The 12,082-nt window shown below is 65.6% G+C and carries 13 protein-coding genes; 2 read left to right on the top strand and 11 right to left on the bottom strand.

Annotated elements, in window-relative coordinates; genetic code table 11:
• Positions 1 to 67 precede the first annotated feature (67 nt).
• Positions 68 to 436: a preprotein translocase subunit YajC gene (yajC, locus tag P6U24_RS17185; protein ID WP_407160253.1), complete on the bottom strand. Its 369-nt coding sequence runs from the start codon at positions 434 to 436 to the stop codon at positions 68 to 70.
• A 182-nt stretch (positions 437 to 618) separates the two neighbouring features.
• Between yajC and P6U24_RS17180 the strand changes: the two genes are divergently transcribed.
• On the top strand, positions 619 to 1,590 hold the full coding sequence (locus tag P6U24_RS17180) for an ATP-binding protein (RefSeq protein ID WP_407160252.1): 972 nt from the start codon (positions 619 to 621) through the stop codon (positions 1,588 to 1,590).
• A 162-nt stretch (positions 1,591 to 1,752) separates the two neighbouring features.
• Here P6U24_RS17180 and P6U24_RS17175 read toward each other — a convergent pair whose 3' ends face one another.
• Together P6U24_RS17175 and P6U24_RS17170 are read right to left on the bottom strand one after the other, a co-directional pair.
• A complete protein-coding gene (locus P6U24_RS17175; RefSeq protein ID WP_407160251.1) occupies positions 1,753 to 3,183 on the bottom strand; it encodes a peptidoglycan DD-metalloendopeptidase family protein in 1,431 nt (476 codons plus the stop codon).
• A gap of 109 nt (positions 3,184 to 3,292) precedes the next feature.
• Positions 3,293 to 3,937: a protein-L-isoaspartate(D-aspartate) O-methyltransferase gene (locus tag P6U24_RS17170; protein WP_407160250.1), complete on the bottom strand. Its 645-nt coding sequence runs from the start codon at positions 3,935 to 3,937 to the stop codon at positions 3,293 to 3,295.
• A gap of 482 nt (positions 3,938 to 4,419) precedes the next feature.
• Here P6U24_RS17170 and P6U24_RS17165 point away from each other — a divergent pair, with 482 nt between their 5' ends.
• Complete coding sequence (locus P6U24_RS17165; RefSeq protein WP_407160249.1) at positions 4,420 to 4,791, top strand: response regulator; 372 nt, start codon at positions 4,420 to 4,422, stop codon at positions 4,789 to 4,791.
• Positions 4,792 to 4,944: 153 nt separating this feature from the next.
• On the opposite strand, the gene surE is transcribed toward P6U24_RS17165, so the two are convergent.
• The 8 genes from surE to nagZ all read right to left on the bottom strand — a co-directional run bounded on the left by surE (position 4,945) and on the right by nagZ (position 12,072).
• Positions 4,945 to 5,712 carry a 5'/3'-nucleotidase SurE gene (gene surE / locus P6U24_RS17160; protein WP_407160248.1) on the bottom strand — a complete coding sequence of 256 codons (768 nt, stop codon included), beginning with the start codon at positions 5,710 to 5,712 and terminating at the stop codon, positions 4,945 to 4,947.
• Positions 5,713 to 5,811: 99 nt separating this feature from the next.
• Positions 5,812 to 7,143 carry a serine--tRNA ligase gene (gene serS / locus P6U24_RS17155; protein WP_407160247.1) on the bottom strand — a complete coding sequence of 444 codons (1,332 nt, stop codon included), beginning with the start codon at positions 7,141 to 7,143 and terminating at the stop codon, positions 5,812 to 5,814.
• 127 nt (positions 7,144 to 7,270) lie between these two features.
• Complete coding sequence (tatC, locus tag P6U24_RS17150; protein WP_407160246.1) at positions 7,271 to 8,080, bottom strand: twin-arginine translocase subunit TatC; 810 nt, start codon at positions 8,078 to 8,080, stop codon at positions 7,271 to 7,273.
• The gene (tatB, locus tag P6U24_RS17145) at positions 8,077 to 8,619 is read right to left on the bottom strand and encodes a Sec-independent protein translocase protein TatB (RefSeq protein WP_407160245.1); all 543 of its coding nucleotides are present in this window, start codon (positions 8,617 to 8,619) and stop codon (positions 8,077 to 8,079) included. Before tatB ends, tatC begins: the two co-directional genes overlap by 4 nt.
• 77 nt (positions 8,620 to 8,696) lie before the next feature.
• On the bottom strand, positions 8,697 to 8,930 hold the full coding sequence (locus P6U24_RS17140; RefSeq protein WP_407160244.1) for a twin-arginine translocase TatA/TatE family subunit: 234 nt from the start codon (positions 8,928 to 8,930) through the stop codon (positions 8,697 to 8,699).
• Positions 8,931 to 9,225: 295 nt separating this feature from the next.
• A complete protein-coding gene (gene scpB / locus P6U24_RS17135) occupies positions 9,226 to 10,191 on the bottom strand; it encodes an SMC-Scp complex subunit ScpB (RefSeq protein WP_407160243.1) in 966 nt (321 codons plus the stop codon).
• Positions 10,192 to 10,210: 19 nt separating this feature from the next.
• Entirely contained in the window at positions 10,211 to 11,047 is an 837-nt protein-coding gene (locus P6U24_RS17130) for a segregation and condensation protein A (RefSeq protein ID WP_407160242.1), read from the bottom strand.
• Entirely contained in the window at positions 11,044 to 12,072 is a 1,029-nt protein-coding gene (gene nagZ / locus P6U24_RS17125) for a beta-N-acetylhexosaminidase (RefSeq protein WP_407160241.1), read from the bottom strand. Before nagZ ends, P6U24_RS17130 begins: the two co-directional genes overlap by 4 nt.
• Positions 12,073 to 12,082: the final 10 nt, after the last annotated feature.

Here is a 12,082-nt window from a genome sequence, read left to right as displayed (position 1 = left end):
AGATCAGGGACGATCGAAACTGCGTGGCAGGGATACACCCTCGCGCGAGGGCGCGCGGAGCACCGGCTCAGCTCGTCGCCTTCTCGTCCTTTTTCTCGTCTTTGGCGAGGTCCTTCGCCGGCTCGCCCTTGGCGCGGACGGCGGTGATCATCTGCCGCATCTGGCGGACGCGGACGCCATCGGCGATCTCGAACTCGACCTGGTCATCATCGACGACCTTGGTCACCTTTCCGACCAGGCCCCCCTGGGTGATGATGGTGTCGCCGCGGCGCACGTTCTTGACCAGGTCGGCATGCTCTTTGACCTTCTTCTGCTGCGGCCGCAGGATCAGGAAATACATGATGACGAAGATGATCGCGAACGGCAGCAGCATGCCGAGCATGCTGTTGGTGTCGCCGGCGGCCGCAGCCTGGGCGTAGGCGGGGGTAATCAGCATGCGGTCAATCCTCGTGACGGGAATAGCCGGCAGACCGCCATCTGGGCGGGCCGGAGGGACGTGAATTTGGCGCGGAATATAGCGGCCGCGGTCCCAATTGCAACGTGAACCAGCCCTGCCCCCGGCGTGGCTTGCGGCTCCCGGTCCGGCCCGATATGGCTGCGCCGTCAGGAACTTGCAGCATGTCGAAAAAGCCAGCCAAAACCCCTTCCCGCCGCCCCGCTAAGCCCGCTTCCCGAACCCAGCCGAAAGTCGCGGCAAATCGCCCCAACAGCCGTCTTGTCGACGACACGCCCGAACGGATCGCCCGTGCGCTCGAGGCGATTGCGGCGCACCTTGCCATCTCAACCCCAGCGCAGGCCCAGGCGCCCTCCTTCACTGACGCCGACGCCTTTGTCTGGCACCCGAACGGACGCCTCAGCAAGGTCGCGCGCGTCGCCCGCGTCGAGATCGACCTGCTCAAGGGTATCGACCGGATGCGCGACATCCTGATCGAGAACACCGAGCGCTTTGCCGACGGCCTGCCCGCCAACAACGCGCTACTGTGGGGCGCGCGCGGCATGGGCAAGTCGTCGCTGGTCAAGGCCGCGCATGCCAGCGTCAATCTGGAGCGCGATGAGGCGGACAAGCTGAAGCTGATCGAGATCCATCGCGAGGACATCGAGAGCCTGCCGGCGCTGATGGACATCCTGCGCGCCTCGTCGTTCCGCTTCATCGTGTTCTGCGACGATCTCTCCTTCGACGGCAACGACGCCTCCTACAAGTCGCTGAAGGCGGTGCTGGAGGGCGGCATCGAAGGCCGGCCGGAGAACGTGATCCTCTACGCCACCTCGAACCGCCGGCACCTGTTGGCCCGCGAGATGATCGAGAATGAACGCTCCACCGCAATCAACCCGGGCGAAGCAGTCGAGGAGAAGGTCTCGCTGTCCGACCGTTTCGGCCTGTGGCTCGGCTTCCACCGCTGCAGCCAGGACGAGTATCTCGCCATGGTGAACGGCTATTGCCGCAATTTCGGCATCACGGTGGCCGCGGACGAGCTGGAGCGCGAGGCGCTGGAATGGGCGACCACCCGCGGCTCGCGCTCTGGCCGCGTCGCCTGGCAGTTCATCCAGGAATTGGCCGGGCGGCTCGGCGTCCGTCTGACGGGGAAATGATGAACCGGAGGCGTCATTCCCCGCGAAGGCGGGGAATCCAGTACGCCGAGACAGTCGTGAGATTCGAGATGTCTGTGTTTACTGGATCGCCCGCCTTCGCGGGCGATGACAGGAGTGCTTGGAGCGGCGGCGCGGCACTTACTATTACTTACTATTGCGCTATTACGCCCCGTTCAGGAATTGCAGCGGGTCAACCGGCGACGATCCCTTGCGGATCTCGAAGTGGAGCTGCGGCGATCCGACCTCGCCCGATTGACCCGACTTGGCAATGACCTGGCCGCGCTTGATCGTGTCGCCGCGTTTCACCATCAGCTCACTCGCATGGGCATATGCGGTGACATAGCCGTTGGAATGCCGCACCAGGACCAGATTGCCATAGCCCTTCAATTCATTGCCGGCATAGGCGACCACGCCGTCCTCAGCCGCTTTCACCGGCGTGCCTTCGGGCACTGCGATGTTGATGCCGTCATTGGACTTGCCGTTGGTCTTGGCGCCGTAGCTGGTGATGACCTTGCCGCGCGCCGGCCAACGGAAGGTCGGCAATGCGCTGGTGGTCTCGGCCGGCCTTGCCGGCTCCTCTTCCTTCTCTTCCGCAGCCGGATTGGCTTGGGCCAGCCGCGCGCTCTGCACCGGCCCCGCAGTCGCCACCTTGGTGGTCGGAGCCGGCGCCGGCACGGCCGCGACCGCCTGGGGGACGGCCGCGGCCGGAGCCGCAGGTGCGGCCGCCGCCACCGGCTTGCCGGGGACGGTCAGCCGTGCACCGAGCTTCAACGGCGAGGCCGGGTTGAGGTTGTTGGCGTGTGCGAGTTCGGCGACCGAGATGTGATTCTGGCGCGCGATGCCGGCGAGCGTTTCGCCATGATTGACGAAGTGGACGCTGGACGCCACTGGTGCAGCAGGCATCGCGGCCGGCTTGGGCGGCACGGCGGGTGGTGCAGCCGACATGGCCGCGGCCGCGGGAGCGGTCGCGGGCGCCGGAGCGGCCGAGGCAACAGCGGCCGGATGCGGAATGATGATCTGCTGGCCCGGCGCCAGTGCGCGCGGTCCCTTGTAGCCGTTGGCGGCGAGGATTTCGGCCGGCGTCACGTGATAGCGACGCGCCAGGATCTCGAGCGTATCGCTGGTGCCGACGATGATCTTGGTCCCGCCTGCGGGGCGGACGGCCGCGATCGAGCGCGGCGGCGTCACGGCGCTGGTGGTCTCAAGCTGTGGCTGAGCGGGCGGTGCGTAGGATGAGACCCCGCGCCCGCCGCTGGAGACGCCGCTGTTTGCAACCGGGCCAGGTGCAATGCCACCGCTGCCGCCACCCGACGGATAGGATTGCGGTGCGGTGACGGCCGGCGGCAGGGCCGATGACGAATAGGCCGACGGCGCCGGGCGGCTGTATTGCGGCGCCTCCCGCCGCTGCTCGATCGGGGCGGGCGGCACCGATCCGGTGGAGTCCGAGTTGAACGGGTTGGAAAAGGAATTTTGCGTTTGCGACATCCGCGACGACATGTCGGCGCTGCATCCGGCGAAGCCGAACGATATCAGCGCCAGCGCCGCGACGTGCGGCAGACGGCGGGAGCGAAGCAACTCGACAATAGCGGGCATGGTTACTCACTCGTACGCAACAAACTACGATTTGAATAAACACGCCTGCAGTAAATAACCGCTTAAGCTCTTGGAACGGGAAAGCGCCGGACTGATCGGGCCTACGGGCTCAAAGCTCGCGCGCAATCCCCGGGATGGCCGGCACGAAGCGCACGTCCACCAGCTCCTTGCGCTCCAGACCGCCGGCCGTCCTGATCACGCGGACCAGGGTCTGGACTCCATGCGGCGGTCCGACCGGGGCGATCAAGATCCCATTGAGCTCGAGCCTCTCCAGCAGGGCATCCGGTATCCGGTCAACCGCCGCGGTGACGATGATACGGTCAAACTGTCCGACCGCAGGGGGCATGGCGAGGCCATCGCCGAGCATGACCTCGACGTTGAAGCAACCGAGCTTCTCCAGCCGCTGGCGGGCGATGTCGGCCAGGGTACGGAAACGTTCGACCGTGAGCACCTGCCCGGCCAAGCGCGACAGGATCGCGGCCTGGTAGCCGGAGCCGGTGCCGATCTCGAGCACGCGATGCGTCTTCCGCAGCTTGAGCTGCTCGGTCATGTAAGCGACGACGAAAGGCTGGCTGATCGTCTGTCCGCAGGAGATCGCCATCGCGCTGTCACGATAGGCGTCCGCGCGATCCGCCGGCTCGACGAAGTTCTCCCGCGGGACATCCTCCAGCGTCCGCAGCACGGCCTGATCGCTGATGCCCCGCCGACGGAGGGTAAGCTGAAATATCATTTTCTCCGGAGGAGCGCTGGCCATAGGGATCTCGGTTGCGCGCCGGGAGGGCGCGAGCTGACGTTTGCGGCGTCGGCCTTCGCGTGCCCTCGGGAAGACGGTTCAGCGGAAGCGGCGCCCAAGGGAACACTAGCCAATCTCTGGCCGCTCGTGCAGCTTCGGATTTCAGCTTTGCATCGGCGACGCGCGGTCAGCGGGCGTCCACAACAGAGTTGGCGTGCCTTTGATTTCGGGTGTCTTCAGCCTTGTGGCGGCGCAGGATCATGCAACCAGCCCGATTACGCTGGCCGACGGGACTGCCGATGGCGCTTTTTCCCGTCTCGGCTACCGACGCGTTGTTCCTGGGTCCGGAACCACCCCTCTTCCCACAGCTTGTTGTGCCGGAGGCCCATTGCTTGCAGGCGCCAAAGAGGTCACACCAAGGCTACCATGCGCAACGTTGTTGACGTTGCACCACATGCAGTTATTTGCGAACTTCACGCTTGGTATGGGCAAGGACTGACATCATGACTGCACCGCGGCCGCCGCGCGGCTCTGTGTTTCTCGTTGAAGATGAAGTCATGATCAGGATGATGGTCGCCGACATGCTCGAAGAGCTTGGCTACACCGTGGCGGCCGAAGCGGGCGAAATTGGCGAAGCGATGCGTCTCGCCGAGAGCACTTTTTTCGATCTGGCGATCCTCGACGTCAACGTCAACGGCAAGGTGATTTCGCCGGTCGCCGACCTGATCAAGGCTCGCAACCGCCCCTTCATTTTCGCCACCGGCTACGGCTCGTCCGGCCTGCCGGAGGAATATCGCGACCGGCCGGCCCTGCAGAAGCCCTTCCAGCTGGAGACGCTGGGCAAGGCGATCGACAGCGCCCTGCGCGGCGGCTGACCAGCCCTCCTGAGTCGCAAGCCGCCGCTTCTCCTCATCCTGAGAAGCTTGGCGGAAGCCAAGCGTCTCGAAGGACGAGGCCCGGGGCCTCATGGTTCGAGACGGCGTAGCGCGCCTCCTCACGATGAGGAGTTAGCTAATGACGCAGTAGAACTAACCCAAAATCCCATTGAGCGCGCCGGAAAACGCCTCGTCCGTGCGGTCGAGCCGCAGCGGCGTGACCGAGACGTAGCGCGCGGCGAGCGCCGCGAGATCAGTGCCTTCTTCCGGCGCGTCGAGCGCGGCCGCACGCTCGAAGCCGATCCAGAAATACGGATTGCCGCGGCCGTCGCGGCGCTCATCGATCTTGAGAAAGCCGAGGTTGCGCTTGCCCTGCCGGGTCACGCGAATGCCCTGGACCTCATCGGGCGCGCAGGCCGGGAAATTGACGTTGATGACGGTGTTCTTCGGCACGCCGGCGGCGAGCACCTTGCGGATGATCTCGGGTGCGAATTTCAGCGCGGCCTCCCAGGGCGGGCTGCTGCGGGTCGCAACCGAGAACTCCTGCGAGAGCGCAAATGACGGCAGGCCGAGAATCGTGCCTTCGAGCGCGCCCGCAATGGTGCCGGAATAGACCACGTCCTCGGCGACGTTGCGCCCCTTGTTGACGCCGGACAGCACGAGATCCGGGCCCTTCTCGCCGAGAATATGCTTGGAGCCCATGATGACGCAGTCGGTCGGCGTGCCCCGCACCGCGAAGTGGCGCGGGCCCACTTCGCGCAGCCGTAGCGGATCGTTGAGCGACAGCGAGTGCGAGACGCCGGATTGGTCGAGCTCCGGCGCCACGAGCCAGACATCGTCGGACAGCGCGCGGGCGATCTCCTCCATCACCTTCAGGCCGGGCGCGTGGATACCGTCATCATTGGTGCAGAGAATCCGCATGCTGCCAGACCTTTCGGAGAAATGAAGCCGTTTCGGCCGTCTTATCTGCAAGAGACAACCGAGGCAAACACGCGGGAATTCGCCGCCCGCCACACGCCTTTACGCCTCCGCCGTCACCGCCTTCAGGCCGCCCATATAGGGCTGCAACACGTCCGGCACCGCGATCGAGCCATCTTCCTGCTGATAGGTCTCCATCACGGCGATCAACGCGCGGCCGACCGCGGTGCCGGAGCCGTTCAGCGTATGCACGAAGTGCGGCTTGCCATCACTGCCGCGATAGCGCGCGTTCATGCGCCGCGCCTGGAAGTCGCCGCAGACCGAGCAGCTGGAGATTTCGCGGAAGGCGCCGCCGTCCCCCTGCCCCGGCATCCAGACCTCGATGTCATAGGTCTTCTGCGAGGAAAAGCCCATGTCGCCCGTGCACAAGGTCATGACGCGGTAATGCAGGTCGAGCTGGCGCAGCACCTCCTCGGCACAGGCCAGCATGCGCTCATGCTCGTCCAAGCTGGCCTCCGGCGTCGTGATCGACACCAGCTCGACCTTGCTGAACTGGTGCTGGCGGATCATGCCGCGGGTGTCGCGGCCCGCAGCACCGGCCTCGGCGCGGAAGCACGGCGTCAGCGCCGTCAGCCGCATCGGCAGCTCCTTCTCCTCGACGATCGATTCCCGCACCAGATTGGTCAGCGCGACCTCAGCCGTCGGGATCAGACCGAGCCGGTCGGTCTTCAACCGCTCGTCGGGCGAGGCCAGCAGTTCGCCCTTGATAGCCCAGAACTGATCGTCCTCGAATTTCGGCAACTGACCGGTGCCGAACATCACGTCGTTGCGCACCAAGAGCGGCGGATTGACCTCGGTGTAGCCGTGCTCGTTTGTGTGCAGGTCGAGCATGAACTGCCCGATCGCGCGCTCGAGCCGTGCCAGCCCCTTCTTCAGCACCACGAACCGCGCACCCGAGAGCTTCGCGGCCGACTCGAAATCCATGTAGCCAAGGCCGGCGCCAAGATCGTCGTGCAACTTTGGCGCAAAAGCATAATTGCGCCTGGCGCCGAACACGTGGTGCTGCACATTGTCGTGCTCGTCCTTGCCGTCGGGCACCTCGGCGAGCGGCAGGTTCGGAATCGCGGCAAGCTCGCGTGCCAGCTCCTCGTCGGCCTGCTTTGCGGCAGCCTCCAACTCCGGCATCGTGGTCTTGAGCTTGGCAACCTCTTCCATCAGCGCGCCGGCGCGCGCCTCGTCCTTGGCCTTCTTGGCCTCGCCGATCTCCTTGGAGGCGGCGTTGCGCCGCGCCTGGGCCTGCTCGGAGGACAGGATCGCCGCGCGACGTCGTTCATCGATGGCCAAGAGCTGCGACGACATCGGCGCCAGGCCCCGCCGCGCGAGCGCGGCATCGAACGCTAGCGGATTGTCGCGGATCGATTTGATGTCATGCATGGTCGTTCGGTCCTGAAGACGAAATGTGGCCGAGTCGCGCGGGCGTGCAAACCGCGCCTGCAGTACCGCGATTAACGACAATTGGGAAGCGAAGCGGGATCGGGAGAAGGGGCGGTGCCCTCCTCCGTTACTCCGCCGGTTTGACCGGGGTCGTGGTGGTGCCGGTACCGGCACGAGCCGCATCGGCCTTCTTCTCCACGATCCGCACGGCGATGATCGCGCCCTCATAGAGGGCCAGCAGCGGCAATGCGAGCGAGGCTTGGCTCAGCACGTCGGGCGGGGTCAGGATGGCGGCGATGATGAAGGCGATGACAACGAAATAGCGCCGTTTCTCGCGCAGCATCTGCGAGGTGACGATGCCGATCCGTCCCAACAGCGTCAGGATCACCGGAAGCTGGAAAGCGACGCCGAAGGCGAACACCAGCGACATCATCAGCGAGAGGTACTCGCCGACCTTGGGCAGCAGCGCGATCTGCGCCGTCTCGGCGCCGCCGGCCTGCTGCATGCCGAGCGAGAAGCGGATCAGCATCGGCAGGACGACGAAATAGACCATCGCCGCGCCGGCCACGAAGAAGACCGGCGTTGCGATCAGATACGGCAGGAAGGCATTGCGCTCGTGCCGATAAAGGCCCGGCGCGACGAATTTGTAGATCTGCGTCGCCACGATCGGGAACGAGATGAAGCCCGCGCCGAACAGCGCCAGCTTGAGCTGGGTGATGAAATATTCCAGCAGCGCGGTGTAGATGAACTTGGAGTTCTCTGGTCCCGCGACCCAGACGAACGGCCAGACCAGCACGTTGTAGATCTGCTTGGCGAAGATGAAGCAGAAGATGAAGGCAACACCGAACCCGAGCAAAGCCTTGATCAGCCGCGACCGCAGCTCGATCAGATGCTCCATCAGGGGGGCCTTGCTGGCCTCGATGTCTTCGGCGCTCATGACGCTTTGGCGTCCTTGAACCGGCTCTCATCGGCTTCAGCCGCAGCGTCCGGCGCCGGCGCGGCCTCCGGCTGCACCTCGCGAACGACAGCGAGCGGCTCACTCGCAGCCTGATGCGCCTCGGCTTCCACGAAGGTTTCGGCCTTGGGCGCCTCGGGTGTGGTTGGAATCGTAACGGTTTCGCCTGAGGACTCGCTGGATACCGGCGCCTGCTCGGTGGCCGATGAAGAGGCTGCCGGCTTGTCGACGCCTTCGATGTCCAACGCCTTGTCGACGTCGCGCTGCAGCGAGCTGATCACGCCGGTCGGGCTGAACCCCGAGGCCGCCTCGCGGACCTCGTCAAAGCTTTTCTTCAGGTCGGCCATTTCGGCTTCGCGCAGGGCCTCCTGGAATTGACCCTGGAATTCGGCGGCCATTCGCCGGGCCTTGCCCATCCACTGCCCGACCATGCGCAGCACGCCCGGCAGTTCCTTCGGGCCGATCGCGATCAGCGCAACGACCCCGATGACGAGCAGTTCACTCCACCCGATGTCGAACATGCAAACATCCGCCTACGCAGCGCTTTCGCATCCGGCCGAATGCGGATGCCGCGCCACTCACACCTCACCCGTTCCGGTCAGACGGCCTTGCTGCCGACATCCGTGCGGGTCGCCGTGGGCGTCGCGCCATGATCGATCGACTTGGCCGGCTCGGGCTTCTCGGCAGGCCTGTCGTCGTCCTGCATGCCCTTCTTGAAGGCCTTGATGCCTTGTGCCACGTCGCCCATCAGGTCGGAGATCTTGCCGCGCCCGAACAACAGCAGGACGACCGCGATCACCACGATCCAGTGCCAAATGCTAAGCGAACCCATCCTGCAACCCTCCAAACATCGGCGCGATCGACCGATCCGGCACGGAACTCATAATCGCTCCGCGCAAAGCCAAAACCGCGCCACAACCATGGACTTACCGGCCACCCTTCGCTTCTAGCATTCGTTTGCGAAACGGCAATACGAAGTCACGATACAAGCGAAGGGGCCGGCTGCCTCGAGCCCGATCCTCGCTCGAACGTAGGCGCCGCAGCCCTCAAAAACAAGGACTTAAGCTCGGTCAAATCACGCTCAACGCGACGTCATGACGCGAGCGTTAACCCGGGCTCAGAGGCCGTCATTCGGCCTCGCCACCGCCCCCGTCGTCGCGACGCTCCGTCCGGTCGGTGTCCGGATGATCGGTCTCCGCGTGGTCGTCCGCATCCGCAGCGAATGACGATTCGGATCGCTCTTCGTGCTCGGAGCCGGAGGTCTCTCCCAACGCCCCAGCTTGCTCGGCGCCGGCCTCCGTGCCTACGGCTCCGGGCCTTACGGCCGCTTCGGCCACGCTCTCCGCCGGAGCATCATTCTCCGACCGCGCATCGCTGTTGGACCTGTCGTGATCGTCCGGCTCGGCCCGGGGCGCCAGCGCCAGATCGAGATCGCCGGGCTCGAGCGGCTCCTCGTCTTCGCGCAAGGTCGGATCGTCCGACGGGCTCGGAACCGTGAAACCGGTCGGCAGGCGCGAGTCCAAAAGTCCGGTCCCCTTCAGCTCCTCGAGCCCCGGCAGGTCGCCGAGCGATTCCAGGCTGAACTGCATCAGGAACGCATCAGTGGTTCCGAACGTCAACGGACGCCCCGGCGTCTTGCGCCGGCCGCGCGGCTTGATCCAGCCCGTTTCGAGGAGGACATCGAGCGTGCCCTTCGAGGTCACGACACCGCGGATCTCCTCGATCTCGGCGCGCGTCACCGGCTGGTGATAGGCTACGATCGCCAGCACCTCGATCGCCGCACGCGACAGCTTCTTTGTCTCGGTACTCTCGCGCGACATCAGCCAGGCGAGATCACCCGCGGTGCGGAAGGTCCATTTGTTGGCGACGCGGATCAGGTTGACGCCACGGGTCGCATAATCGGCCTGCAGCTGCGCCAGCGCGGCCTTCACGTCGACGCCTTCCGGCATGCGCTTGGCGAGCGCGGCCTGATCGAGCGGCTCGGATGCGGCGAACAGCAGCGCTTCGAGAATGCGCAGCTCCTCGGGCCGGGCCTGCGGCTCGGCCGCGATCTCTTCCGGTTCCTCCATGCGCATTTCCGCCAAACTTGCCATGGCACGGTCTCCTTCTTCGTTACTCAACCGTCAAGTCCGGCGCGGTCATGGCGCCGGGCGGTTGCGGCGGACGCTTACGAAAATACAGCGGCGCGAAAGCCTGCTGCTGGTTCAGTTCAAGCTGGCCCTCGCGCACCAGCTCAAGCGCTGCGGCAAAGCTGGAGGCGAACACGGTGGCGCGCTGGGAGTCGTCGGCGACGTAGCTCATCAGGTAGCTGTCGAGTGAGCTCCAGTCGTCCGAGACCTCGGTCATGCCGACCAGCCGCTCCAGGGTCGCACGCGCTTCCGCCAGCGACCACACCGTGCGCCGCGCCAGATGCACCGAGGTCAGCACGCCCGATTGGCGCTGCGTCGCATAGGCCGACAGCAGGTCGAACAAGGTGGCGGTGAACTTCTGGTGGCGGATCTCGGCGATCGATTCCGGATTGCCACGCGGGAACACGTCGCGCTGGAACTGCGGCCGGTTCATCAACCGGTTGGCGGCCTCACGGATCGCCTCCAGCCGGCGCAGCCGGTTCGCCAGCGCAGTCGCCATCTCCTCGGCGCTCGGCCCCTCGGCCGCCGGCGGCTCGGGCAGCAGCAGGCGCGACTTCAGGAACGCGAGCCACGCCGCCATGACAAGATAGTCGGCGGCGAGCTCGAGCCGGATCTTCCGCGCCGCCTCGATGAACTGCAGATACTGGTCGGCCAGCGCCAGGATCGAGATCTTGGCGAGATCGACCTTCTGCTGCCGCGCCAGCGCGAGCAGCAGGTCGAGCGGGCCCTCATAGCCCTCGACATCGACGACCAATGCCGGTTCGGCCTCGGACAGCTCCGCGGGCCGGCCGGTTTCAAAAGACAGAATTTCGGCAGTCATGCGTTCGCTGGTCCCAGCCGGTTGATCAGGGCGTCGAGCTCGGCCCGCGCCGCCGCCCGGTCGAACGCGACCGGCGCCCTGCGGGCCGCAAGCGCCCGGTCCGCGCGCGCGAGTGCCCCGCCCGATAGCATCGGCGTCTCGGCTGCGACCGCCTGCATCTCGTCGAGCTTGCCGTTGCAATGCAGGACGATGTCGCAGCCAGCGGCGGTGATGGCCCGGGTGCGGTCGGCGATCGATCCGGCCAATGCATTCATCGAGACGTCATCACTCATCAACAGACCCTGGAACCCGATTTCGCCACGAATCACCCGCGAGATCATTGTCGCAGAAGTCGTGGCCGGATGGGCGGCGTCGATGGCGCTAAACACAACATGTGCGGTCATGGCCATCGGCAGGTCGGCCAACGGCCGGAACGCGGCGAAATCGGTCGCCTCCAGCTCGGATTCCGGCGTGTCGACGGTCGGCAGCTGAAAATGGGTGTCGGCGGTCGCCCGGCCATGGCCGGGAATGTGTTTGAGCACCGGCAGCACGCCGCCCTGCTCCAGCCCATCCGTTACCGCACGCGCGATCGCAGCCACCTTGGCCGGCTCGGTGCCGTAGGCCCGGTTTCCGATCACAGCATCAGCGCCGGGAACGGGCACGTCGGCGAGCGGCAGGCAATCGACCGTGATCCCGAGCTGCAGGAGATCATCGGCGATCAGGCGCGCGCTGAGCCGGGCCGCCTGCAGCCCAACGGCCGAATCAATGTCGTACAGCTGGCTGAACACCTCGCCCGGCGGGTAGACCGGCCAGTGCGGTGGCCCTAGCCGCTGCACCCGCCCGCCTTCCTGGTCGATCAGGACGGGGGCGTCCGGAGAGCCGGCCACATTCCGTAATTCTTGAACCAAAGCAGCAACTTGAGCCGGCGTCTCGACATTGCGTTTGAACAGAATGAAGCCGAAGGGCTGGGCCGCGCGGATGAACGCCTGCTCGTCCGCGCTAAGCGTCAGCCCTGCAACACCGGTAATGAAGGCCCGTCTGGTCATGGGGCCGCTT

This window comes from Bradyrhizobium sp. STM 3557 (assembly GCF_045571465.1).
Classification (GTDB): domain Bacteria; phylum Pseudomonadota; class Alphaproteobacteria; order Rhizobiales; family Xanthobacteraceae; genus Bradyrhizobium.
The sequence above is the reverse complement of the archived record's forward strand: the minus strand, read 5'-3'. Positions and strand labels throughout refer to the sequence as shown.

Excerpts from the sequence above, each read along its gene's own strand:
- P6U24_RS17165 (WP_407160249.1), top strand. The coding sequence starts at position 4,420 with ATGACTGCACCGCGGCCGCCGCGCGGCTCTGTGTTTCTCGTTGAAGAT.
- tatB (WP_407160245.1), bottom strand. The coding sequence starts at position 8,619 with ATGTTCGACATCGGGTGGAGTGAACTGCTCGTCATCGGGGTCGTTGCG.
- P6U24_RS17180 (WP_407160252.1), top strand. The coding sequence starts at position 619 with ATGTCGAAAAAGCCAGCCAAAACCCCTTCCCGCCGCCCCGCTAAGCCC.
- P6U24_RS17170 (WP_407160250.1), bottom strand. The coding sequence starts at position 3,937 with ATGGCCAGCGCTCCTCCGGAGAAAATGATATTTCAGCTTACCCTCCGT.
- scpB (WP_407160243.1), bottom strand. The coding sequence starts at position 10,191 with ATGGCAAGTTTGGCGGAAATGCGCATGGAGGAACCGGAAGAGATCGCG.
- P6U24_RS17140 (WP_407160244.1), bottom strand. The coding sequence starts at position 8,930 with ATGGGTTCGCTTAGCATTTGGCACTGGATCGTGGTGATCGCGGTCGTC.
- yajC (WP_407160253.1), bottom strand. The coding sequence starts at position 436 with ATGCTGATTACCCCCGCCTACGCCCAGGCTGCGGCCGCCGGCGACACC.
- surE (WP_407160248.1), bottom strand. The coding sequence starts at position 5,712 with ATGCGGATTCTCTGCACCAATGATGACGGTATCCACGCGCCCGGCCTG.
- P6U24_RS17175 (WP_407160251.1), bottom strand. The coding sequence starts at position 3,183 with ATGCCCGCTATTGTCGAGTTGCTTCGCTCCCGCCGTCTGCCGCACGTC.
- nagZ (WP_407160241.1), bottom strand. The coding sequence starts at position 12,072 with ATGACCAGACGGGCCTTCATTACCGGTGTTGCAGGGCTGACGCTTAGC.
- P6U24_RS17130 (WP_407160242.1), bottom strand. The coding sequence starts at position 11,047 with ATGACTGCCGAAATTCTGTCTTTTGAAACCGGCCGGCCCGCGGAGCTG.
- tatC (WP_407160246.1), bottom strand. The coding sequence starts at position 8,080 with ATGAGCGCCGAAGACATCGAGGCCAGCAAGGCCCCCCTGATGGAGCAT.
- serS (WP_407160247.1), bottom strand. The coding sequence starts at position 7,143 with ATGCATGACATCAAATCGATCCGCGACAATCCGCTAGCGTTCGATGCC.